Here is a 21,272-nt window from a genome sequence, read left to right on the forward strand (position 1 = left end):
ACAATGGAGCGCTGTTCACGAGGTGATGACGACCGCTCGGCGCGGATAGGCGTTCTCGCCGAGCACGGTGAGCATGAAGTCCGCGAGGTCGGCGCGGGACACCTTGGCGGTGAAGGAAAGCCGGAGGTCGGTTCCGGTGCGGTAGCTGCCGGTGCGAGGTCCGTTCGTGAGGACGGGTGCGCGGATCACGGTCCATTGGGTGTCACTGTCTCGGACGAGAGCCTCCATCTGCTCCTTGTCCCGAAGGACGGCCCGTTCGAGCAGCCATGATGCGGTGACGTAGGCGGTGCGATTCCTGCTCTCGGCGACGCCGTAGTTGCTCAAGATGATGAGTCGGCGGGGGCCGTTGCCGGCTGCGGCGGACAGCACCGTACGGATGCCTTCGGTACACACGTCGGGGCCTCGTCGTCGCCTGCCCAGGGTGCTGATGATCGCGTCGGCACCTTTGAGTGTGAGAGCCACCGCCCCGGGGTCGCGCACGTCGCCGCCGACGACGCGAAGCTGGGCGTGCGGACCGATCCGGGACGGATTGCGGGTGAGCGCGCTTACCTCGTGGCCGTCCTGCAGAGCTTGTTCGACGACGACGCGACCGGCGCGACCGGTTCCGCCGAAGATGGCCAAGCGCAATTGAAGCTCCTCGACGTGGTGACGACAAATTTATCCGGCACACGTGTCCCGGTTAGCTGTTACAGTGCCGTCGGCAGCATCGGACGTCAACCCCTGGAGGCCAGTCATGCTGATCGTCGCCGGAGCCGGCTACGTCGACCCCGACCACCGCGATGCACTCCTGGAGAGCCTCACCCCGGCTCTCCGTCGAAATCGGACCACCGCTGGATGCCTGGACTACGTGGTCGCGGCCGACCCGATCGAGCCGGACCGGGTCAACATCTACGAGCGATGGGAATCCGAGGCCCACCTCAACGCACACCTGGCCGGCGTCGCGCTGACCGCGCCGCCGATGCCGGACGTGCGCAGCGTGGAGCTCGTCCGGTACGAGATCAGCGGGTCCGGACCACTCCAAGGCTGACCAGTCAGCACGGTTACCATCGCAGCGATGTCACCACCGGACCGAACCCCCGACCCCGCGAGCACCGACGCGGGCGAGAAGGCGGCCCGGCCCCAGCGCGCCGACGGCCGACGCAATCAGGCGCGGGTCCTGGAAGAGGCTTTCGCCGCCTTCGCAGCCCACGGTGCCGCAGTCTCCATCCGCGAGATCGCCCGCCGCGCCGGCGTGAGCACCGGCACCGTCACCCGGCATTTCCCCACCAAGGAGGCGCTCTTCCGGGCGGTTGCGCTGCACCGGATCGAACACCTTGTCCGCAGCGCGGAGGACATCGCCGCCCGGGAGGCCCCGGCAACCGCGTTCTTCACCTTCTTCGCGTTCCTGGTGCGGCAGGGCGCAGCCGATCACGCCGTCGGTGACGCCCTCACCGGTGCCGGCTTTGATCTCCAGGCCGCGGCGTCGACAGCCATCAGCGATTTCGGCGCGGCCATGACGGATCTGCTCAGCCGGGCGCAGCAGGCCGGAACGGTCCGCGCCGATGTCGACACCACAGACATCAAGGCCCTCATCGCCGGCTGCATCGCCCGCGACGACGACGGCGCCGCACAACAGCGCATGATCGAGATCGCCTGCGACGGACTCCGCCCCCGCCCGACCTGAACGCCGGCGAGGCCGATGGCCAGGCGGGAGCCGGTTGGCGGCCCTTCTCGTACGTCCGGGTTCTCGCCACTTCGATCCGGCCGACCCCGTTCGGCGGGTTTCGGACACCATCGGGGGACGGCGCTCCTGCCGCCGCGTTTCGCGGGCCATGCTGCCCCGATGAAGCGGATCCTCTCGACGCTGGCCCTGGTCGCCGCCACCCTGGCCGTGCCCGCCGCCCCGGCCCACGCCGCCGGCCCGGGCAAATGCGGCGATGTCCTCTTCGTGGGCGCCGCCGGGTCCGGTGAGACCGACAAAGGCTGGCCCGGATACGACAAGTCCGGGATGGGCGCCGAGGTCACCACGGTCTACAAAGCCGTCAAGGCGAAGGCCAAGGGCCGGACCGTCGCCTCGTACGCGCTTCCCTACCGGGCCGCGCCCGTGCTGCCGACGATGATCTATCCCGGGATCGGGAAGTTCATGGAGAGCCTGATCGCCGGCGAGGGCAAGCTCAACGAGTTCCTGTTCGACCGGATCCGGCAATGCCCCGGCGAGCGCCTCGTGCTGGCCGGCTTCTCCCAGGGCGCGATGGTCATCCACCGCAGCATGCAGATCCTCGGCAGCCGGGTCACCGACCGGATTGACGCGATCGTGCTGATCGGTGACGGCGACCGGCTGCCCCATGACGACGGGCAACTGCTCGGCAGCGCCGGCGCCAACGCCAAGGGTGTCGGCCTGTGGTATCCGAAGTTCTCGCTGGCCGGCGGGACCAAATTCGGCGCGATCGGCGGCCGGGTGTTCAGCCTCTGCAACTCGCTCGACATCGTCTGCGATCACCGCCCAGGGCTGCACAACGCCGCGACGCCGGCAGGCCGGGTCGCGATGAGCGTCGGCACCGCCGTCCACATGAGCTACCGGGTCGGGCCGCAGCTGAGTGAGCTCGGCGCGAAGGTGGCCGCCAAGCTACGCAAGGACGCAATGACGGTCTACCGGACGAGCGGACGCGCCGGCTTCGTCTCGTACGCCACCGGATTCACGTGCCCGGCGGTGAGCAGCGGCTACGTGCTGGTCGTGACGCGCGGTGCGGGTCAGGGGGTGCCCGGAGTCGAGTCGTACGACGAGTTCAGCAGCGGGGCGCTGATCGGCAGTTCCGAGACCGCCGCACCGGGCGCCTATCCGGCGAGTGTCGTCTGCGAGGCGTCCACCGATCCGAACGTGCGCACCGGCGGCCGGAGTCTGGCCACGTACAGCTTCACCCAGACCGTCACGACCACCCGGCCGGTCCTCGGAGTGAGCCCGGCGGCCGCCCGGCCGGGGCAGGTGCTGACGGTGACCGACGGCGGCGGCTGCGGCGCCTACCCGACGCCCGCGCAGGCCGTCGAGGTCTCGGTGTACGACGCGATCCGCGGCGGTAAGCCGGTTGTCGAGGGCACGGCCGCGGTGACCGCCACCGGGCGCTGGGATGCGGTGCGGCTGGTCCTGCCGGCCGGGTCCGGGGCGAGTGGCTGGCACGTGACCGCTACCTGCCGGGCCGCCAAGGACGACACGCCCGATCAGTCGTATCAGCCGTACCCGACCGCGACTGTCGCCGTGGGCTGACGGGGTAGCGGGTAGGCCACAGACTGTTCTCATGGCCGAAGACACGCAGCGGACGCTTGTGCGATGGCTGGGTCCCGCTGTGTGCGGGGTGGCGCTCAACCAGCTGGCCGACGTGGTGCCCTATGTGGTCGTGGCCGGGGCGCTCTTCCTGGTCGCGATCCTGTACGGGCTCAGCAAGCTGGACGCCACAGCGCCGCTGGTGCGGGGTCTGCCCAGGATGCTGCTGCGGGTCATCACGGCCGGGATCGTGGCGGCCCTGCTGCTGCCGGCGTCCTGGTCCCGGCCCGTCATCGGGACGCTGATCCTGCTGATCGTTCTGCTCGTCCTGCTGACCCCGCAGCGGGGCACCGTGCTGGCGTCCCTGATCGGGATCAGCGTCTTCACGTACGGCGTCAGCCTGGTGTTCCTCGCCCCGGCCCCGACCGCTCCCGGTCTGCTCGTGGCCGTCTTCGTCTCCTTCGGCGTCATGATCGCGCTGGCCGGCCTGGCCGTGCTGAGCCGCCCCGAACGGGTGGTCCGACCGGCCGGGCTGACCGTGGCAAGCCTGCAACGCCTTCGGCGGTTCGTCGCCGACGGTGCGGGATCCGGCCTGATCATCAGCCTCAGCGGCGTCATCGCGGTGCTCTGCGTCATCGCGCTTTCAACTGGGGAGCATGTGGCAGCCACCGTTCTGGCCTTGTTCTCCGCGCTCTGTCTGGCGGGCGTGGAAGTCGTCCTGTGGTTGCCGGAACGCCACAGCCCGTTCGTCGGGGTGCTGCTCGCCCTCGCCGGGATCTCACTCACCGCACTCGGTGCTCTGATCGGACTCACCGGTGACGGGCGGGAGCTCATCACGGTGCCACTCCTGGGCACCTTGGGGCTGGCCCTGGCCGTCGGTGGGCTCACGCTGCTCGACGCGACCGGCACACTCCCCCGCCTCCGCCGTCGGATGACCTACCTGATCACACCGCGCCGAGAGCAGTAAGGGGCCAGGATCGTGGCATGGACGCGTTGACCGATGCCCGGGATCTCGTGGCCGAGCGGTTCCCGGACGCCACCTGGGCGATGCTCACCGGCAGCGTGCTCGGTCCCGACCGGACGGCCGGCTCCGACCTGGACATCGTGGTGCTGCGGGGGGAGGAGCAGCCCGGCTATCGCGAGAGCTTGTACTTCCGCGGGTGGCCGGTCGAGCTGTTCGTGCACACTCCGGCCCGGCTGGCCGTCTCTCTGGAGCGGGAGCTGGCCCAGCGCAAACCGAGCACCCATCGGATGATCGCGCGCGGCGTTCCGTTGTTCGGCGAACCGGGCGACCTTCAAGTGCGGTGTGCGCAAGTTCTCGCGGCGGGACCACCGCCGCTGAGCGGCGCTGAGGGCGACCGTCTGCGGTACGGCCTGACTGATCTGCTCGATGACCACAAGCACGCCGTGGACATCGGCGAACGTGCAGTGATCGCCGCCGCGGTATGGACCGAGTCGGCCCGCGTGGCCCTGGCGTTCGCCGGGCGGTGGCTCAGCAGTGGCAAGTGGTTGCTGCGCGAGCTGCGGGCCCTCGACCCGGACTTCGCCGACCGGTGGCTGGCCGCCCGCGATGAACCGGCCGCTCTCGCTGCGGAGGTGCTCGCGAAAGCCGGCGGTCCTCTGTTCGAGGGCTATCGGGCTTGAAAAAGGGCCCCCGGCCGGAACGACCGGGGGCCCGCCTGTGACACAGAACCGGCTAGCTGCCGGCGATGGTGAACTGCGAGCCCGGCTGGATGACGACGTTGCCGTCCGCCGAGTTCGTGATGGTCACGTTCGACAGGGTCGCGTTGCCGCGGGCGCCGCTCATCGCCAGGATGCCCGCGCCGTTGTTCGACTTGTCGATACGGACGTTCGTGATGGCGACGTTGGGCATGTTGCCGCCGCCGTTCTTGAACTGGATGCCGTCGTAGGTCGAGTCGATGATGTCCGTGTCGCGGATCGTCACCCCGGTGATGTCCTTGGTGGACGGGAAGAGGGTGATCGCGCCGAACTCCTGGTCCTCGTTCCAGAACGCGCCGCCCGTGCGGTAGAGGCCGTTGTTGGCGATCACCGTCGTCCCGCCGAACGGCAGCGGGCTGTGGTCGGTGGCCAGCATGATGCCCGGGTAGTTCATCGTGTCGGAGACCAGGTTGTTCTCGATCGAGTTGTTCGAGCCGCCGTAGATGGCGATGCCGTTGGCCCGCCACGGCAGCTGCACCGTGTTGTTGAGGAAGTGGTTGTTCGACGCGATGTCGACCGCCTGGTCCTTCACGTACGGGTTGGCCCACACCGCCAGCGAGTCGTCGCCGGTGTAACGGAACGACGAGTTGAAGACCTTCGAGTTACGCGTACCGTTGGAGAAGTTGATCCCGTCCGCGAAGGTGTTGCGGATCCGCATGCCGGAGAATTCCAGGCCGTCGCCCGGGTTCCAGTAGGCCGGGGTGTCCGAGTAGTCGCGGCCGACCCAGGCGCCGACGTTGACGTGCTCGATCCACACGTTGCTGATCTTCGTGTTCTTGCCGAACCGGCCGTTGAGGCCGTGCCCGCGGTTGGCCCGGTTCGTCGTCATGCCGAAGATCGCCAGGTCGGAGATCTGGGTGTTGTCGTCGATGTCGAAGCCGACGTTGCCCTCGTGCGGATGGTTGATGTTGCCGGTGACGTTCTGCGGCTCGGTGGTCGTGTAGAGCTGCGAGTGCCACATGCCCGCGCCGCGGATCACGGCGTTGCGGATGCCGCGCTGGTTGTACTGGCCGCGGGCCGGGTCCGGCGAGAGGATCTTCTGCTCCTGGCGCCACTGCCCGGCCGGGATCCACACGCAGCTGATCACGCCGTTCTGGTCGTCGGTCACCGCCCGCTGGATCGCGGCGGAGTCGTCGACCCCGTCGTTGGGCACCGCGCCGTAGGTGGTGATCGAGGTGCAGTCGGCCGGCTTGCTCGCGGCCGGGGCCACCTGCTCCAGGTCGATCAGGTCGACGACGTAGAAGGCGGCGTTGTCACCGGAGTCCCGCTGCAACTTGAACTTCGTGCCGGCCGGGTAGGACTGGGCCAGCAGCGCGTGCGACTCGTCGAAGAGCCGGCGCGCGTCGGCCGACGGCGAGTTCGACAGCGACTCGGTGTCGTCGGTGGTGCCGTAGAGCCAGCTGTTGCGGGACGAGAGCGTCAGCTTCTGCACGAAGGTGTCGTTCGCGTACAGGCTCAGGGTTGCGGTCTGGCCGCCACCGCCCGGCGCGTCCGGGATGCTGTTGCGCACCACGATGGAGTTGGCCTGGTTGGTCGAGGTGAACTCGACGAACTGGCCGGTGCTGCTGAGCCGCACCGACTTGCGGCCCGAGGACTCGGTGGCGAAGTTGGTGTGCCCGAACGTGCGCAGCGGATCGGTCTCCAGCAACGTGTCCTGGTAGCGGGCCGCCTCCGCCTCGTACTCGGTGTACGGCACCGCGGCCCCGCGGCCGACGACGATCGACCGGGCCAGCGTGTTGTTGTTCTCGTTCGTCTCCGCGACGGCGTTGCTCACGTCGGCCGTGGCGGTGAGAGTGGCCCCGCCGTTGGTGGCGGTCCAGGTGCCGCCGATCGCCACGTTCGCCGTCGCCCCGGCCGCGATCGCCGGGGTCGCGCCGGTCAGCGTGGTGCCGCCGACGACCAGGCGGGTGCTGGACGCGCCGGCCGCGGAGGTGCCTCGGTTGTTGACCGCGACGGTGAACGAGACCGCGGCACCGGCGGCCGGGCTCGCCGGGTTGGAGGTGATGCCGGTGACCTGCAGGTCCGGCCCTGGGGCCTGGCCGACCACCAGCTGCGTCGCCGCGGTGAAGGTGTTGTTGTCGTTGTTCTGCTCGGCGACCGTGTTGGCCGGGTCGGCCACCGCCGCGACGCTGTAGCTGCCCATCGGCTGCGCCCCGACGTTCGCCGAGACCGTGGCCGAGGCACCGGCCGCAAGTGCGCCCACCGGCGCACTCCCCACGACGGTGCCGCCCAGCTTGAAGTCCACCTTGGTCGCCGCGGCGGCCGCGGTGCCCTGGTTCTTCACGGTGGCGGAAAGCGTGATCGGCGCAGCCTCGCTCGGCGACGCCGGGGTCCAGGTCGCCGCGGTGACGACCAGGTCCGGATTCGGCGCCGCGGTGCCGAGCACCTGCAGGTCGGCGACCTGCCCGCCGGGCGCGCCGGTGTTGCTGAAGACCTGCAGCTGCACATCCGCGACCCGGCCGGTGACCGGGATGGTGACCGCGTTCTGGTTCGTCGCCGGGTTGAACGTGTAGTCGGCCCGGGCCTTGAGGGAGGTGAAGCCGGTGGCGGTCTGCGCGCGGCCGAGGACCTGGATGCTCTGGGTACGCGTACCCCAGACCGGGTCGGGGTTGAGCTTGACCTGAACGCCCGTGACGTCGGCGTCGGCACCGAGCTTGACGGTCAGCGTGGCCGGGAAGCCGTTGGACTCCCAGTAACTGGTCGGGCTGCTGTCGTTGGCGTTACCGGCGACGAAGGTGAAGATCGACGACGACGCCTCGATCGGCTTGCCAGCGGCCAGGTTCGTCCCGGTCGGCGGGTCCGGATCGGGGTCGGGATCCGGGTCGGTGCCGGCGACGCCGTAGACCTCCAGTTCGGACAGTTGCGCGGCGGGCCAGCCGGTGTTGCCGGTGATGACCACCCGCACGTACCGGACGGTCGCCGCGGTGAAGTTGATCGTCACGGTGTTGCCCGAGGCCGGGTCGAAGACCCGTCCGGCCGAGCCGGACAGCACGCTGAAGCTGCTGCCGGTGGTGCTGCCCTGCAGGCTGAGCGTCTGGGTACGGGCGCCCCACGCAGTCGCGGGCGGCAGCTTCAGGACAGCCTGATCGATGGCGACGGCGCTGCCGAGGTCGATCTGCACCCACTGCGGGAACGCGTTGGACGGGCTCTCCCAGTAGGTCTGCGCGTTGCCGTCGTTGACGTTGGCCGCGCCGTACGGGCCGTTGGCGCCGCTGGCGGAGGCTGACTTGCCGGCGGCGAGGTTGGGGCCGCCGGCGGCGAGGGCCGGGGTGGGGACGAGCGCGGCGGCGGCGACGAGACCGGCCGCGAAGAGGCTGCTGACCAGCCGTCTCCTGAGCTGCATGGGTTTCATGGCGTCCTTGTTCTGTGAGAACGACAGGGGGGATGAACCCGCGAACCAGTGACGCGAATCTTTCGGCACTCGCCACGGAAATTACGCGGCTACTGTCGAGTTCTTGCGGGGCGGGGGATTCAATGTTGCAGATGCGTCACTGGTTCGTCAACGCCCGGAAACACATACGACATCGGCCCGCCCGGCAGAGCCGGACGGGCCGATGTGCACAGCGCGGGGATCAGGCGGTCTCCGCCACGGCCCGCCAGGCCTCCCAGGTGGCGAGCCGATCGCGGTACGCACGCTCGGCCACCGCGTACGGGAACGAGCCCAGGAACAGGCGCAACGGCGGCTCCGGCGCGTCAACCAGGGTCAGGATCGCCGCGGCGGTCGAAGCGGGATCGTTCGGCGCCCGGTTCGCCGCCCCCGCCCGGCGCGCCTCCCGGATCGGCTCGTACGCGGCGATCGGCTCGGTGTGCACGGCCGACGCGCCGGACCAGTCGGTGCCGTACGGGCCCGGCTCGACGATCGTGACCTTGACGCCCAGCGGTGCGACCTCCTGGGCCAGCGACTCACTCAGTCCCTCCAGCGCCCACTTCGACGCGTGGTAGAGGCCCAGCGTCGGGAACGCCGCGACGCCGCCGATGCTCGACACCTGCAGGATGTGGCCGGCCGCCTGGGCGCGCATGATCGGCAGCACCGCCTGGGTCACCCACAGCGCCCCGAACAGGTTGGTTTCCAACTGCGCGCGGGCCTGCTCCTCGGTGGTCTCCTCCACCATGCCGAACAGTCCGTAGCCGGCGTTGTTGACCGCGACGTCGAGGCGGCCGAAGTGCCGGGCCGCGTGCTCGACGGCTGCGAACGCCGCTGGGCGGTCGGTGACGTCGAGGGCGAGCGGGAGGACGCTGTCGCCGTACGCGTCGATCAGGGGTTTGAGATCTTGGGGGTGCCGGGCCGTGGCGGCGACGCGGTCGCCGCGGCTGAGGGCCGCGGCCGCCCAGACGTTGCCCAGGCCGCGGGCCGCACCGGTGATGAACCATGTCTTCATGCCTCCACGCTCGCTCCGGCGGGTGGCGATAGCCAGTACCGTGGCCGGGCTACCCTGCAGCGATGGTGGACGGCAACCCGCTCGGGGAGTTCCTGAAAGCGCGCCGGGCACTGCTGCTGCCACAGGACGTCGGGCTCATCCCGTACGGCCGCAGACGCGTCGCCGGGCTGCGACGCGACGAGCTCGCGCGGCTCGCCGGAGTGAGCACCCACTACCTGATGCGGCTCGAACAGGGCCGCGACCGGCACCCGTCGCCGCAGGTCCTCGACGCGCTGGCCCGGGCCCTGCGGCTGGACGCGGACACGACCGCCCACCTGCACGCGCTGGCGCAGCCGCCCGTTCGTGCGGAGCGGCGGCCGCTCGACCCCGCGGTGCAGCGGCTGCTCGACGACTGGGCCGGCACGCCCGCGTATGTCCGCGGTCCGCGCCTGGACGTGCTGGCTGGTAATCGGCTGGCCGCGGCGCTGTCGCCGATGTATTCAGCGGGGCGCAACCTCGCGCGCGACATGTTCCTGGAGCCGGGTGTGCGCAAGCTTTTCCCGGAGTGGGAGGTCATCGCGGCGCAGACTGTCGCGGCGTTGCGGGCCGGCGCTGAGCCTGGGGATCCGGAGCTGGTGGCACTGGTCGCTGAGCTGGATCGGGATGCTGATTTCCGGCGGTGGTGGGCGCGGCACGACGTGCGGCCGGCGCGGGACGAGACCAAGCATTTCCACCATCCGGTGGTCGGTCCGCTCACGTTGCGGCGACAGGCCCTGGTGGTGGCCGGCGCCGAGGACCAGGTGATCATCGCCTACCAGGCCGAGCCGGGCAGTTTGTCGGCGGCGGCACTCGCCCGGCTGGCGCCTACAACGGCAGGCTGACGACGGTGGGCGTGCCTGCCACACAGGTCACCGTCATGCGGATCCGGCTCTTGCCGTCCCGGAAGACGATCACCGCCGTGAGGGCCGGCCCCTCGTTGACCCGCTGCACCTCGTAGGGATCCGTCGGCGTCCAGGAGGTCAGCTCCGCCCGGCCTCGAGAGTCACAACGCGCCTCGATCGTCCCGCCGCGGGACGCGAACGTCCGGACATTCGCGATCGGCTGCGCCGTGGTCGGTTCGGCCGCCGGAGTCGACGATGTCACGGGCACGGACGGCTCGCCGGTTTCGGCGGGCGGCACGACGACGGCAGCCGACGCCGTCACGGACGGGGTGGGGCGGGGCTGACCGCCGGGCGTTGCCACCGTTCCCGGCCGGGGCGCGGTCGTACCGGGCCCGCCGGGGGCAGCGCCGGTGCCGAACCGGCCGGAGACCGTCGGCAGCGGAGACGCCGCGACCTCGGCGTCCCCCTCGGCTCCACCGGGCAGGACCAGCCACAACAGGCCGGCCACCACCGCAGCAGCGGCGACACCGCCGAGGATCAGGCGCTTGTTGGGCCGCCCGACGACAGGCGTTTCGGGAGCAGATGAAGGAGGCGGCGAAGGCGACGGCGGCGGCGTCAGGACAGCGGCCCGGGTCAGGACTGTGGCCACCTGCGCCGCGCTCGGCCGTTGTGCCGGTTCCTTGCGCAGGCACTGGTTCACCAGCTCGGTGACCTGCGGCGGAACCGCCGGCAGCGGCGGCAGCGGCGTCGGCTCGACGTAGACGTGCGCGGTCAGCATCTGCGTCGTGCTTTCGACGGTCCACGGGGACTCGCCGGCCAGCAACCTGTACATGAGCACGCCCAGGGCGTACACGTCCGAGGCCGGCTCCACCGGACCGCCGGTCAGCCGCTCCGGCGCCAGGTAGGCGGGCGTGCCGAACACCTCGTCGTCCGGATCGGCCGGTCCGGCCGCCGCGGCCAGGCCGAAGTCGACGACCTTGGCGCCCTCCTCGGTCACCATGACGTTGCCCGGCTTGATGTCGCGGTGCACCAGACCGTCGGCGTGGGCCGCGGCGAGCGCCGCCGCCACCTGGCCGCAGATCCGGAAGATCTGCCCGGGCGGCACCGGTCCGGCCTTCATCCGCTGGTGCAGCGTGCTGCCGTGGATCAACTCCATGACCACGTACGGGATGGGCACGCCGTGTTCGTCGCACTCGCCGAAGTCGTACACCTGGGCGATGTTGGGGTGCGACAGCGTGGCGGCAGCTCGGGCCTCGTCGCGGATCCGGGCCCGTAGCTGCGGGTTCCCGGCGTACCGGCCGGCGAGCACCTTGACCGCCACCGAGCGGCCGAGCACCTCGTCGCGGCCACGCCAGACGACCGCCATGCCGCCCCGGCCGAGCTCGTGCAGCAGCGTGTAGCGGCCACCGAGAATCTTCTGCTGCACCTCCATCCGAGGCAGTCTGCCTGCAGTGACGCGGATACGCACCGTACGGCGCCGGTGAAGGCGGCTCACCTTCACCCGGGACGGCGACCAGAGCACTCAAATCGGAAAGTGAGCGGCTCATTACGGGGAGATCTTGCAGATGAGGAGAAAACCCATCGGCGGTTGAGCCTCACTCCGCCGTCGGGTGCTTCATCCACCACTCGGTGAACTGCCGGGCCTGACCCTGATTGTCCAGCCGCAGCACCCACATGTTGCTGTAGGTCCGGGCCGGCTCCCGGTAGACCGTGGTGGCCTCGATGATCGCCAGGTCCTCGGTGACGATGAGCGGGTGCCACTCGAAGGTCGTGGTGCCGGGCTCGTCGCGGGCCCGCAGCCACTGCGCCACGATCTCGTCGCGGCCGAGCCAGGGCTTCGCGTACGGCTCCGTGAAATACGCCGCGTCGTCGGTGAACAGCCCGCCGATGTCCCCGGGATCGTTGGACTCCCAGGCCCGCCGGTAGTTACGCACCCAGGCAGTGACCGCGTCGAGGCTGGTCATCGTCTCCCCTTCCGTGGGAACACCGCAGGTCAGCCTACCGAGCCGGCCGGCCGGTGGCGCTCACGAATATGCCGCCTGCCGGAACTCGTCAAGGGCGCCGCTCCACAGGAAGTCGCTGACCTGGGTCATCGCGATGGCGGTCAGGTCCTCGTGCGGGTCGTTGAACCAGGTCGTGCCGTAGCCGCCGGACCAGCCGTACTGCCCCGGGCTGGTGGCCGGCGCCTGCGGCGTCACGATCACGGCCATGCCGAGGCCCCAGCCGCTGCCGGACAGGAGCATGCCGCCGGAGGCGATCTGCTCCGGCGTCAACCTGTTGGTGGTCATGAGCTCGACGGACTGCTCGGACAGCAGCCGGGTGCCGCCGTGCACGCCGCGGTGCCGCAGCATGCGGGCGAACGAGAGGAACTGGTCCACCGTGGACACCAGACCGCCGGAGCCGGACGGGAAGACCGGCGGGCTGCTCCACAGCTCGGGTGGGCTGCTCAGCTGCTCGGTGAGCTTGTCGGTCGCGGAATCGGTCATGTAGTGGGCCGGGAGCTCGGCAGCCCGCTCGGCCGGCAGCCAGAAGCCGGTCCCGGTCATGCCCAGCGGCTCGAACACGCGCTCGCGCAGCAGGTCACCGAGCGGCTGCCGGGCGGCCCGGGCGAGCAACACACCGAGGATCAGGGTGCCGACGTTGTATTGCCAACGCTCGCCGGGTTGATACATCAGAGGGAGGGTGCCGAAGCGCCGGATCCACTCGTCGGGGTTGTGCGGCGTCCGCGGAGTCGGTGGGCCCAGCTCGAGCTTCAGCTCGGCCGCGGCCCGGACGATCGGGAACGGCGGGTCGAAGGTGGGCTCGATGAGGGTGCCGAAGCCGTTGCGGAAGGCCAGCAGGTCCTCCACCGTCACCGGGCGGTGCGCCGGGACGGTCTCCTCCAGCGGGCCGTCGATCCGGGCCAGCACCCGTTGGCCGGCCAGCTCGGGCAGCAGCTTGTGGATCGGCTCCTCGAGGTCGATGACGTCGTCCTCGACCAGGATCATCGTGGCGGCGGCGAGCACCGGCTTGGTCATCGAGGCGATCCGGAACACGGTGTCGCGGCGCATCGGCACGCCACCGTCGAACGCCGTCGAGCCGATCGTCTCGACCCGGACGTCGTCGCCGCGCGCGACGAGCGTGACGATCCCGGGGAACTCGCCACGCTCGACGCGTGCCGTCATCGCCTGCCGCATCTTCGAGGTCTGCATGACGACCACCCTGCCATCCGGCACCGACAAAAATCAGAACCCGGCGAGGACCGTCTTGCCGATCGCGGAGCCGCGTTCCACGATCGCGTGGGCCCGCCGCAGGTGCTCGGCGGTGATGCCGTCGATCCGCTGGGTCAGAGTGGTGTGCAGCACACCCTTGTCGACCAACTCGGCGGTCTGCCGGAGGATGTCGTGCTGCGCGGTGCTCTCCGGGTCGAAGAGGGCCCGGGTGAACATCAGCTCCCAGTGCCAGGCGATGCTCTTCGACTTCAGCGGCCGCAGATCCAGCCCGGCCGGCTCGTCGATGGCCACCACCGCGCCGTACGGCCGCACGATCTGCGCGAACGTGTCGATCATGCCTTTGGAGTGCGGGGAGAAGACGTAGTCGACGCCGTCGGGCAGGGCGGCCGCGAGGTCCTCGTGGTGGTGACCACCCGGTGCGCGCCGCGGTCGAGGACGTACTGCTGCGACTCCGGGCGCGACGCCGTGCCGATGACCTCCAGGTCGGTCAGCCGGCGGGCGAGCTGGACCAGGATCGAGCCGACGCCGCCGGCCGCGCCCAGGACCAGCAGGGTGCCCGTGCTGCCGGCGGTCAGGCGGAGCCGGTCGAAGAGGGCCTCCCAGGCGGTCAGGGTGGTCAGCGGCAGGGCGGCGGCCTCGTGACCGCACTACCCACCGCGACCACGACGCCGCTCGCGTCGTACCCCAGGATCTTGGGCTCTCCGCCCGGGTCGCTGCTCGCCCGGACCTTGACGTCGACCGGGTGTCGCCGGGTCGGAGATCGGGAGATTCTTGCGGTAGCCCACCGCGCGCATGAGTTCAGCCATACCCGCGAAGCTATGCCGGTGGTCCTGGTTACCGTCAACGGTCACAACATCGACCGCTTCCCCGGCCCGGTTCTGTCGGACCCGACCGCTAGCGTCGGAGCGTGACCAACCAGTGGCGGCACCTGCCCGCACCCGCACGGCCGATCGCCGCGGCCACCGACGCCGCGGTCGTGGCCGCCCGAGACCACGACGCCGAGGCGCTGACCTCGGCAGTCAATGAGCTGGCCGCGCTGGATCAGGCCCAGACGGGCCTGATCCTGGGCACGACGGTGCGCCTGCTGCTGGAGCTGACCCACCCGGACGGCCTGGACGGCGACGACATCCGCGCCGTCCTGGAGCAGAGCGTCCGGGCGGCGGCGATCTGGCAGCCGGAGGTGGACCCGCACGTGATGCTGGTCCTGCTGGCGGGCGCGCTGGGCGTGCACGACGACGAGGATCCCGCGCCGAAGGCCGACGCGCTGGCCCGGCATTCGACGCTGCTGATCGCCCACCTGCTGGGGCCGCGGCCGCTGGCGGAGGTGATCACGCTGGCGCTGGGTGAGATCGAAAGAGCCCAGCTCAACGACTAGGAGAGAGCTTTCAGGCGGCCGAACGGAAGGCGTGGCGGTAGGCGTGCGGACTGGTGCCGACGATGCGCTTGAAGCGTTCCCGGAAGGCGGTGGGTGAGCCGAAACCGACCCGCGCGCCGATCCGGTCCACGCCCTCGGCGGTGGTCTCCAGCAGGTGCTGCGCCTGACGGACCCGGGCCCGGTGCAGCCACTGCAACGGCGTCGTCCCGTTCTGCTCGCGGAAACGGCGGTTGAGCGTGCGCGTGCTCATGTCGGCGTGCGCGGCGATCTCGGCCATGGTGAGATCCCGGCCGGCGTTCTCGTCGAGCCAGCGCAGCAGCGGTTCCATGGTGGAGCCCCGCGGCGCCGGCGGCCGCTCCGGCACGATGAACTGCGCCTGGCCACCGTCACGTTCCAGCGGCATGACGGAGAGCCGGGCCGCGTCGGCAGCGACCGCGGAGCCGTGGTCCCGCCGGATCATGTGCAGGCAGAGGTCGAGCCCGGCAGCCGCTCCGGCCGAGGTCAGCAGCTGGCCCTCGTCGACGTAGAGCACGTCCGGGTCGACATCAACCGCCGGAAAGCGTTCGGCGAGCTGGGCGGCGGCCAGCCAGTGGGTGGTCGCGCGCCGCCCGTCGAGCAGCCCGGTCGCGGCAAGGACAAGAGCGCCGGCACAGATGGAGGCGAGCCGGGCGCCGCGCGCCGCGGCCGCACGCAGCCGCGCCAAAACCTCTTCCGGTACGGCGGCAGCCAGCTCAACGAGCCCCGGCAGAATGATCGTGTCAGCCGTGTCCAGCGCCTCCAGCCCCCACGGTGCCCGCAACACAAAGGCCCCGGCGTCGACCTCGGGCTTGGGGGCACAGACCCGTACGTCGTACGCGGGCTCTCCCCCGGCGAGACGGGTGCGTGCGAAAACCTCCAGGGGCGTGGACAGGTCAAAGGCGACGACGCCGTCGAGCGCGAGCACGGCCACGATGTGCATGGCGGGGAGCCTAACCCAGCCGTGGCGAGAATCCGTTGGCATGTGGCGTTCCAGCCACTGTCGGCCGTTCGGCGGTCTGCATAGCGTGATCGACCGTGACAAAACTGCTTCTCTCGATCCACGTCCTGGTCGCGATCATCGCCATCGGGCCGGTGACTGTGGCGGCCAGCATGTTCCCGGCGGCAACCCGGCGCGCTTCGGCGGAGCCGACGGATCCGCGCGGGGTGGCGGTCCTGCACAACCTGCACCGGATCTGCCGGGTCTACGCGACGCTGGGCGTACTGGTTCCGGTGTTCGGGCTGGCTACGGCGAGCAGCCTGGGGGTACTGGGTGACGCCTGGCTGATCATCTCGATCATCCTGACCGCCGCTGCGGCAGCAATGTTGATCTTCTTCGTCCTGCCTGGTCAGGCTGCCGTGCTGCGGTCATTGCCGATCGCTCCGCCGGTGGTCGCGCACGCCTCCCCGCTGGTCTCGGCACCTGACTTCTCGCCAGCCGCGGCACCGCCTTCCCCGCCCACCTCCGCGCCTGTCCCCTCGCCGGCTTCCGCGCCGGCCGCGCCGTCGGCAAACGCGGTCGAGGCAGCCCCGCAAGCGGCCGGCGAAACGACCGGCCGGCGCCTCGCCGCCTGGCTCGGCATGGTCACCGGAATCTTCAACCTGCTGTGGGCGATGGTCGTCGTGCTGATGATCGTCCGGCCCGGTTCCACGACGGGAGTCTGACGTGGCGTACCGACTGTTGCGGATCGCGGCCCTGGTCGAGCTGGCCAGCCTGATCCTGCTGCTGACCAACCTCGCGACCGTGCACTGGGCGCCTGTCGCGTCGCTGCTCGGGCCGGTGCACGGCTGCGCCTATCTGTTCGTGATCGGGGCGACCGTTCAGGTGACCGGGGACCTGCGTACCCGTCTCCTGGCGGCCGTGCCGGGCATCGGCGGCCTGCTCGTGATCCGCCGGCTGCGGCGCGGTCCGGCGCCGGCGGCGGGAGTGGAGATGTATCGATGAGCGCGACGGGTCGTTGAACCTTTCGGCGGCCGGTACCTCGCCGGCGCCGAGAGTCCGCGCGACAGGAGCCCGCCATGGCCAAGCAACGACCGGTCCCGCCCGGCGGCAGGAAGCCGGCGAATCCCCGGGACCACCAGGCCACCCCGGCACGCCCACCGACCGTCCCCACGCCACCCGGCCCCCGGCGGCCACCCGCGGGCGACCCGTCCGACCCGCGGCCGATCGCTGCGCCTTTCATGCAGCATCCGGCGCCTTACGCCCCGGCTGATCAGCCGGATCCCACTCCCGCGGCTGGTTACCCGGAGCTCGGTCAGCCGTCTGCCCAGACCGGGAACCCGGGCGCCGACCAGCCCGGACGCGTGCTCCCACAACCGGCGGCCGGAACCGTCGGCACGGAGGAAGCGGGGGGAGCCGTCGGTCCGGCTGGCATGGCAGGAGCCGTCGGCGCGGCCGAAACGGCACGAGCGGCCGGCGCGGCCGGTCCGACCAGCGCGCTGAGGCCGGCCGGAACGGATCCTGCAGCCGGAACCGCCGAGGGTGACTCGTCTGCAAACAGCGGCACCCGATTCGTCCGGACGTCCGGTCGCCCGATGCCAAGCCCCAGGCGCACCCCGCCGACGGAAAACTCCGCCGTGCCGGCAGCGCATCCCTACCCCCAAGCCGCACGGCAGGACACACCCGCCGATCCACAACGCTCCGAGATCAGCGGCACGCACGAGCCCGAAATGGGCGACACCCCCAAGCCAGATCCGCGCCGGTCGGAGCCGCAGAACTCGTCACCCGCGGCCGCCCGGCCCAACCCGCTTCCCGCCGCCGCCAACCAGCGCTCCTTCGCCTCGCCCACCGGCCGCCGACCCGAGACCGTAGGCGTCGCCAAGGTCCGCCCCCTGCTCCCCGGACTTCAACTCCAGCCGATGGTCCACGTCGACGACATGCCCGCCGCAGTCGCCTTCTACGAGAAGCTCGGCGGCGAGATCAACCACGGCGACCGCGACGGCGAGTGGGTTCTCATGCAGGTCGGCACGTCCCAGATCGGCCTGGTCACCCGCCCCCCGGATGCCTCGCGCGGCGAGTCCACCGTTGAGCTCAACTTCACCGCCACGATGCCGCTCGACCGGCTTGAGCAGCTGCTTCGGGCGCAGGGTGTCACCGTTGTCGAGGTTGCCGTCGATCGGGATCTCGGGGTGCGGTTGCATGTCGAGACGCCCGACGGGATGCCGATCAAGATTCATCAGGTGGAGCCGGAGCTCATGGTCTGACGTTGCCGGCATGGCGTGCGACACGTCCGGGATGACGGCGGCGTCCTCGGGCATTGTGATCCTCGGAGAGACGGAGGATCAGCATGAAGATCGGGATCATCGGCGCCGGGCACATCGGTGGGAATCTGGCGCAGCTTCTTGTCCGGCACGGCCATCAGGTTGTCATCGCCAATTCGCGGGGGCCGCAGACCCTCGACGCAGTTGCTGCCCGGACCGGCGCCACCCCGGTCGACGTCCTCGACGCCCCGCGGGACGCCGAGGTCGTGATCGTCGCGGTGCCGCTCAAGGCCGTCGCTGACCTGCCCAAGGGGCTGCTCGACAGCGCCGCGCCGGGTGTCGTCGTGATCGACACGAACAACTACTACCCGCAGCGGGACGGGCAGATCCGTCCGATCGACGACGGGATGGTCTCCTCGCGGTGGGTCAGTGAGCAGCTCGGTCACCCGGTCGTGAAGGTCTTCAACAACATCGTCGCCCAGCAGCTGCTGGACCGGCCCACCCCGCCGGGCACCGAGGGCCGGCGGGCGCTGCCGGTGGCCGGCGACGACCAGCGGGCCAAGGTCGTCGTGCTCAACCTGGTCGACGAGCTCGGCTTCGACGCCGTCGACATCGGCGGGCTCGACGAGTCGTGGCGGCAGCAGCCCGGGACCCCGGCCTACGGTCCGGACGTGGACGCCGCCAAGCTGGTCGGACTGCTCAACGAGGCCTGAGACGCGGCCCAGCCGCAGATCGCGGCCAGCGGCTCCTCCAGCGTGCGGCCCAGCGGCGTGAGGGCGTACTCGACGTGCTGCGGCGGTTCCTCCCTCAGGACCCGCCGCTCCACCAGGCCGTCCGCGGCCATCGCCCGCAGCGTCTCGGTGAGCACCTTCTGGGTGATCCCCGGCAGTCTCCGGCGCAGCGCTGCCGGGCGTTGCGGGCCGGCCAGCAGTGCGTAGATCAGCAGCACCCGCCATTTCGCCGCGAGGCGTTCGAGCGCCTGCCGCGTCGCGCAGCTCTCCTCGAGCACGTCCGGGATCACCAGCGTCATCGTCCGTACCCCCGAGCCGGATGGGCACTGTGAAGTGCCTTCTGGGCAGCCGCCTGCGCTGAGCCTAGCGTCGGGGCGTGGACGACATCCGTACCGAAGAAATCACTTTTGCCAGCGACGGCCTCGCCCTGCGCGGCACTCTGCGCGTGCCCGCCGGCGCCGACGGCGGCGCGGTCGCGCTGACCGGGCCGTTCACCGGCGTGCGTGAGCAGGTCACCGGGCTCTACGCCGAGCGGCTGGCGCGGGCCGGCCTGGTCACGCTGGCTTTCGACCACCGCGGGTTCGGGGCCAGCGAAGGGCGTCGCGGCCACGAGGACACCCAGGGCAAGCTCGCCGACCTGCGGTCGGCGGTGAGCTTGCTGCAGGCGCGCTCCGAGGTGGACCCGGAACGGATCGGCCTGGTGGGCATCTGTCTGGGCGGCGGGTACGCGGTCAGCGCCGCCGCCACCGACCCCCGGGTACGCGCCGTGGCCGGAATCGCCGGCGCCTACAACAGCCCGGCCTGGTTCGCCCGTGACCCGGCCGCTTACCGCGCCGGCCTGCGGAGCTTCATCGACTCCTACGACGACCACCTGCCGGCCGTGGCACCGGGCGACGGCGAGGCCGCGATGGCCGGCGCCGAACCGTGGTCGTACTACGGCACTGCCCGTTCCGCGGCCGCCACCTGGGAGAACAGGGTGACGCGCGGGTCCCTGCACGCGTTGCTCACCTTCGACGCGCTGGGCCGGGCGGCGCTGCTGGCCGAGACGCCACTGCTGATCGTGCACGGCCGCAAGGACGACTACTGCAGCCCGGAACTCGCCGCCCGGATGTACGAGGAGACGCCCGGGGACAAGGAGATCGTCTGGCTGGACGCCGGGCAGCACGTCGACCTCTACGACCGGGAGCCGCACGTCAGCCGGGCGGTGACGGCGACGGCGGACTTCCTGCGCCGAACGCTGCGCGGTGCCGCCGCGACGGCACGGCCAGCCGCAGGATGAGCAGGCCGAGCAGCGCGCCGGCGGTGTTGGCGATCAGGTCGTTGACATCGACCGTGCGGCGGCTGCCCAGCGTCATCCCGAGCACGAACTGGATCAGCTCGATGGCCGAGCTGGCCGCGGCCGCGCACCCGGCGAGCCGGCGTACGGCATCCAGCGACGGCCGGAGCAGCGGCAGCAGCACGCCCAGCGGGATGAACATGATGACGTTGAGCACGAAGCTGGGCGCGTCCACGTCGCCGGGGATCCAGTGGACCATCGTCCACCATGGTTCGCCGGTCCAGTAGGCCGCGGACCGGACCCGGATCGGGAAGACGGTGATGGCGATGACGCCCACGGCGTACAGGAAGAAGACCGTGACTGTCAGCCGCCGCACCATGATCTGTCAACGGTAGGCGACCCCGGACAGCGCGGTCGAGCGGCTCACCTCCGCCCACTTGTCGAGATCTGCCCGGACCGCGTCGAGGTGCGCGCCGATGTGGTCGACCGCGTCGGCGCCGAGGGCGAGCCGCAGGGGCGGGTCGTCGCTGCCCAGCACGGTGACGACGGCCCAGGCCGCCTTGGCCGGGTCGCCGGGCTGGGTGCCGTCCATCTGCTCGACGGCCGCGCGGGTCGGCCCGGTCGACTCCCGGTACGCGTCGATCGGGGCCGACCGGTGCATCCGGGCCCCGCCGAATTCGGTACGGAAGGCCCCCGGCTCGACGATCAGCGTCGTGATGCCCAGTGGCCGCACCTCGGCGGCGAGGGCCTCGGACAGTCCTTCCAGCGCGAACTTGGCCGCGCAGTACGCGCCGAAGCCCGGCATGCTGACCTGCCCGCCCATCGAGCTCATCTGCACGATCGCGCCGCTCCCCCGGGCCCGCAGGTGGGGCAGGACGGCCTTGGTCACCTCGACCGCCCCGAAGAACATGACCTCCATGAGTGCGCGCAGGTCGGCCAGCTCGAGCTCCTCGACCGCGCCCACGGAGCCGTGCCCGGCGTTGTTGACCACCACGTCGATGCGCCCGAACGTGTCCAGGGCGGTGCCGACCGCCGCCGCGACCGATGCCGGATCGGTCACGTCCAGGGCGGTGGCGGCGATCCGGCCGCCGCCGGCGGCGACCAGGTCCGCGAGTTGTTCCGGGCGGCGGGCGGTCGCGAGCACCCGGTCGCCGGCCGCGTGGGCCGCCAGCACCAGTTCCCGGCCGAAGCCCGCGGAGCAGCCGGTGATCAGCCATACCTTGTCTGTCTCGACCATGGTTGCCAGCCTGCCGGGGCCGGGTCCGG

Annotated in this window: 24 protein-coding genes; 13 read left to right on the forward strand and 11 right to left on the reverse strand. The window is 71.0% G+C overall.

Annotated elements, in window-relative coordinates:
• Positions 1–15: 15 nt before the first annotated feature.
• Positions 16–621 (reverse strand): NAD(P)-dependent oxidoreductase, encoded by a 606-nt coding sequence (locus ACQP2Y_RS41110; RefSeq protein ID WP_433721746.1) that lies wholly within the window; start codon positions 619–621, stop codon positions 16–18.
• A gap of 112 nt (positions 622–733) precedes the next feature.
• Here ACQP2Y_RS41110 and ACQP2Y_RS41115 point away from each other — a divergent pair, with 112 nt between their 5' ends.
• The 5 genes from ACQP2Y_RS41115 to ACQP2Y_RS41135 all read left to right on the forward strand — a co-directional run bounded on the left by ACQP2Y_RS41115 (position 734) and on the right by ACQP2Y_RS41135 (position 4,882).
• A complete protein-coding gene (locus ACQP2Y_RS41115) occupies positions 734–1,027 on the forward strand; it encodes a putative quinol monooxygenase (RefSeq protein WP_360813816.1) in 294 nt (97 codons plus the stop codon).
• 27 nt (positions 1,028–1,054) lie between these two features.
• Positions 1,055–1,663: a TetR/AcrR family transcriptional regulator gene (locus ACQP2Y_RS41120; RefSeq protein ID WP_433721747.1), complete on the forward strand. Its 609-nt coding sequence runs from the start codon at positions 1,055–1,057 to the stop codon at positions 1,661–1,663.
• Between the two features lie 159 nt (positions 1,664–1,822).
• Positions 1,823–3,241 (forward strand): cutinase family protein, encoded by a 1,419-nt coding sequence (locus ACQP2Y_RS41125; RefSeq protein ID WP_433721748.1) that lies wholly within the window; start codon positions 1,823–1,825, stop codon positions 3,239–3,241.
• 31 nt (positions 3,242–3,272) lie between these two features.
• Positions 3,273–4,205 (forward strand): hypothetical protein, encoded by a 933-nt coding sequence (locus ACQP2Y_RS41130; protein WP_433721749.1) that lies wholly within the window; start codon positions 3,273–3,275, stop codon positions 4,203–4,205.
• Positions 4,206–4,222: 17 nt separating this feature from the next.
• Positions 4,223–4,882 (forward strand): nucleotidyltransferase domain-containing protein, encoded by a 660-nt coding sequence (locus ACQP2Y_RS41135; RefSeq protein WP_433721750.1) that lies wholly within the window; start codon positions 4,223–4,225, stop codon positions 4,880–4,882.
• 52 nt (positions 4,883–4,934) lie between these two features.
• On the opposite strand, the gene ACQP2Y_RS41140 is transcribed toward ACQP2Y_RS41135, so the two are convergent.
• Both ACQP2Y_RS41140 and ACQP2Y_RS41145 read right to left on the reverse strand, forming a co-directional pair.
• Entirely contained in the window at positions 4,935–8,300 is a 3,366-nt protein-coding gene (locus ACQP2Y_RS41140) for a CARDB domain-containing protein (protein ID WP_433721751.1), read from the reverse strand.
• Between the two features lie 229 nt (positions 8,301–8,529).
• Entirely contained in the window at positions 8,530–9,336 is an 807-nt protein-coding gene (locus ACQP2Y_RS41145; RefSeq protein WP_433721752.1) for an SDR family NAD(P)-dependent oxidoreductase, read from the reverse strand.
• 62 nt (positions 9,337–9,398) lie between these two features.
• On the opposite strand from ACQP2Y_RS41145, the gene ACQP2Y_RS41150 reads away from it, so the two are divergent.
• Entirely contained in the window at positions 9,399–10,196 is a 798-nt protein-coding gene (locus ACQP2Y_RS41150; RefSeq protein ID WP_433721753.1) for a helix-turn-helix domain-containing protein, read from the forward strand.
• Here the strand turns inward: ACQP2Y_RS41150 and ACQP2Y_RS41155 are convergent.
• The 4 genes from ACQP2Y_RS41155 to ACQP2Y_RS41170 all read right to left on the reverse strand — a co-directional run bounded on the left by ACQP2Y_RS41155 (position 10,180) and on the right by ACQP2Y_RS41170 (position 13,789).
• The gene (locus ACQP2Y_RS41155) at positions 10,180–11,628 is read right to left on the reverse strand and encodes a serine/threonine-protein kinase (RefSeq protein WP_433721754.1); all 1,449 of its coding nucleotides are present in this window, start codon (positions 11,626–11,628) and stop codon (positions 10,180–10,182) included. The two genes, ACQP2Y_RS41150 and ACQP2Y_RS41155, sit on opposite strands and share 17 nt — an antisense overlap.
• A 163-nt stretch (positions 11,629–11,791) precedes the next feature.
• Complete coding sequence (locus ACQP2Y_RS41160; protein WP_433721755.1) at positions 11,792–12,160, reverse strand: nuclear transport factor 2 family protein; 369 nt, start codon at positions 12,158–12,160, stop codon at positions 11,792–11,794.
• A 60-nt stretch (positions 12,161–12,220) separates the two neighbouring features.
• A complete protein-coding gene (locus tag ACQP2Y_RS41165; RefSeq protein ID WP_433721756.1) occupies positions 12,221–13,387 on the reverse strand; it encodes a serine hydrolase domain-containing protein in 1,167 nt (388 codons plus the stop codon).
• Positions 13,388–13,420: 33 nt separating this feature from the next.
• Positions 13,421–13,789, reverse strand: a complete 369-nt coding sequence (locus ACQP2Y_RS41170; protein WP_433732272.1) for a zinc-binding dehydrogenase — start codon at positions 13,787–13,789, stop codon at positions 13,421–13,423.
• Between the two features lie 35 nt (positions 13,790–13,824).
• On the opposite strand from ACQP2Y_RS41170, the gene ACQP2Y_RS41175 reads away from it, so the two are divergent.
• Both ACQP2Y_RS41175 and ACQP2Y_RS41180 read left to right on the forward strand, forming a co-directional pair.
• Positions 13,825–14,319, forward strand: a complete 495-nt coding sequence (locus ACQP2Y_RS41175; protein ID WP_433732433.1) for a hypothetical protein — start codon at positions 13,825–13,827, stop codon at positions 14,317–14,319.
• Positions 14,316–14,783, forward strand: coding sequence for a hypothetical protein (locus ACQP2Y_RS41180; RefSeq protein ID WP_433721757.1), 468 nt, complete (start codon positions 14,316–14,318; stop codon positions 14,781–14,783). The genes ACQP2Y_RS41175 and ACQP2Y_RS41180 overlap by 4 nt, the downstream gene beginning before the upstream one ends.
• 10 nt (positions 14,784–14,793) lie before the next feature.
• On the opposite strand, the gene ACQP2Y_RS41185 is transcribed toward ACQP2Y_RS41180, so the two are convergent.
• Positions 14,794–15,741: a GlxA family transcriptional regulator gene (locus ACQP2Y_RS41185; protein ID WP_433721758.1), complete on the reverse strand. Its 948-nt coding sequence runs from the start codon at positions 15,739–15,741 to the stop codon at positions 14,794–14,796.
• A gap of 95 nt (positions 15,742–15,836) precedes the next feature.
• Here ACQP2Y_RS41185 and ACQP2Y_RS41190 point away from each other — a divergent pair, with 95 nt between their 5' ends.
• The 4 genes from ACQP2Y_RS41190 (at position 15,837) to ACQP2Y_RS41205 (ending at position 18,712) form a co-directional block, all read left to right on the forward strand.
• A complete protein-coding gene (locus tag ACQP2Y_RS41190) occupies positions 15,837–16,463 on the forward strand; it encodes a hypothetical protein (protein ID WP_433721759.1) in 627 nt (208 codons plus the stop codon).
• A 1-nt stretch (position 16,464) separates the two neighbouring features.
• Entirely contained in the window at positions 16,465–16,743 is a 279-nt protein-coding gene (locus ACQP2Y_RS41195) for a DUF3817 domain-containing protein (RefSeq protein WP_433721760.1), read from the forward strand.
• Positions 16,744–17,375: 632 nt separating this feature from the next.
• Positions 17,376–18,002: a VOC family protein gene (locus ACQP2Y_RS41200; protein WP_433721761.1), complete on the forward strand. Its 627-nt coding sequence runs from the start codon at positions 17,376–17,378 to the stop codon at positions 18,000–18,002.
• An 83-nt stretch (positions 18,003–18,085) separates the two neighbouring features.
• Positions 18,086–18,712 (forward strand): NADPH-dependent F420 reductase, encoded by a 627-nt coding sequence (locus ACQP2Y_RS41205; RefSeq protein WP_433721762.1) that lies wholly within the window; start codon positions 18,086–18,088, stop codon positions 18,710–18,712.
• Here the strand turns inward: ACQP2Y_RS41205 and ACQP2Y_RS41210 are convergent.
• The gene (locus ACQP2Y_RS41210; protein WP_433721763.1) at positions 18,658–19,029 is read right to left on the reverse strand and encodes a winged helix-turn-helix transcriptional regulator; all 372 of its coding nucleotides are present in this window, start codon (positions 19,027–19,029) and stop codon (positions 18,658–18,660) included. The genes ACQP2Y_RS41205 and ACQP2Y_RS41210 overlap by 55 nt on opposite strands.
• 77 nt (positions 19,030–19,106) lie before the next feature.
• Here ACQP2Y_RS41210 and ACQP2Y_RS41215 point away from each other — a divergent pair, with 77 nt between their 5' ends.
• Positions 19,107–20,009 carry an alpha/beta hydrolase gene (locus tag ACQP2Y_RS41215; protein WP_433721764.1) on the forward strand — a complete coding sequence of 301 codons (903 nt, stop codon included), beginning with the start codon at positions 19,107–19,109 and terminating at the stop codon, positions 20,007–20,009.
• Here ACQP2Y_RS41215 and ACQP2Y_RS41220 read toward each other — a convergent pair.
• Complete coding sequence (locus tag ACQP2Y_RS41220) at positions 19,924–20,385, reverse strand: VanZ family protein (RefSeq protein ID WP_433721765.1); 462 nt, start codon at positions 20,383–20,385, stop codon at positions 19,924–19,926. The genes ACQP2Y_RS41215 and ACQP2Y_RS41220 overlap by 86 nt on opposite strands.
• Before the next feature lie 6 nt (positions 20,386–20,391).
• Positions 20,392–21,243, reverse strand: a complete 852-nt coding sequence (locus tag ACQP2Y_RS41225; RefSeq protein WP_433721766.1) for an oxidoreductase — start codon at positions 21,241–21,243, stop codon at positions 20,392–20,394.
• Positions 21,244–21,272 lie beyond the last annotated feature (29 nt).

This window comes from Actinoplanes sp. CA-051413, from assembly GCF_050955795.1.
In the GTDB taxonomy this organism is placed as follows: Bacteria; Actinomycetota; Actinomycetes; order Mycobacteriales; family Micromonosporaceae; genus Actinoplanes.

Excerpts from the sequence above, each read along its gene's own strand:
- ACQP2Y_RS41160 (WP_433721755.1), bottom strand. The coding sequence starts at position 12,160 with ATGACCAGCCTCGACGCGGTCACTGCCTGGGTGCGTAACTACCGGCGG.
- ACQP2Y_RS41125 (WP_433721748.1), top strand. The coding sequence starts at position 1,823 with ATGAAGCGGATCCTCTCGACGCTGGCCCTGGTCGCCGCCACCCTGGCC.
- ACQP2Y_RS41140 (WP_433721751.1), bottom strand. The coding sequence starts at position 8,300 with ATGCAGCTCAGGAGACGGCTGGTCAGCAGCCTCTTCGCGGCCGGTCTC.
- ACQP2Y_RS41210 (WP_433721763.1), bottom strand. The coding sequence starts at position 19,029 with ATGACGCTGGTGATCCCGGACGTGCTCGAGGAGAGCTGCGCGACGCGG.
- ACQP2Y_RS41185 (WP_433721758.1), bottom strand. The coding sequence starts at position 15,741 with ATGCACATCGTGGCCGTGCTCGCGCTCGACGGCGTCGTCGCCTTTGAC.
- ACQP2Y_RS41130 (WP_433721749.1), top strand. The coding sequence starts at position 3,273 with ATGGCCGAAGACACGCAGCGGACGCTTGTGCGATGGCTGGGTCCCGCT.
- ACQP2Y_RS41165 (WP_433721756.1), bottom strand. The coding sequence starts at position 13,387 with ATGCAGACCTCGAAGATGCGGCAGGCGATGACGGCACGCGTCGAGCGT.
- ACQP2Y_RS41150 (WP_433721753.1), top strand. The coding sequence starts at position 9,399 with ATGGTGGACGGCAACCCGCTCGGGGAGTTCCTGAAAGCGCGCCGGGCA.
- ACQP2Y_RS41220 (WP_433721765.1), bottom strand. The coding sequence starts at position 20,385 with ATGGTGCGGCGGCTGACAGTCACGGTCTTCTTCCTGTACGCCGTGGGC.
- ACQP2Y_RS41135 (WP_433721750.1), top strand. The coding sequence starts at position 4,223 with ATGGACGCGTTGACCGATGCCCGGGATCTCGTGGCCGAGCGGTTCCCG.
- ACQP2Y_RS41155 (WP_433721754.1), bottom strand. The coding sequence starts at position 11,628 with ATGGAGGTGCAGCAGAAGATTCTCGGTGGCCGCTACACGCTGCTGCAC.
- ACQP2Y_RS41120 (WP_433721747.1), top strand. The coding sequence starts at position 1,055 with ATGTCACCACCGGACCGAACCCCCGACCCCGCGAGCACCGACGCGGGC.
- ACQP2Y_RS41115 (WP_360813816.1), top strand. The coding sequence starts at position 734 with ATGCTGATCGTCGCCGGAGCCGGCTACGTCGACCCCGACCACCGCGAT.
- ACQP2Y_RS41205 (WP_433721762.1), top strand. The coding sequence starts at position 18,086 with ATGAAGATCGGGATCATCGGCGCCGGGCACATCGGTGGGAATCTGGCG.
- ACQP2Y_RS41225 (WP_433721766.1), bottom strand. The coding sequence starts at position 21,243 with ATGGTCGAGACAGACAAGGTATGGCTGATCACCGGCTGCTCCGCGGGC.
- ACQP2Y_RS41145 (WP_433721752.1), bottom strand. The coding sequence starts at position 9,336 with ATGAAGACATGGTTCATCACCGGTGCGGCCCGCGGCCTGGGCAACGTC.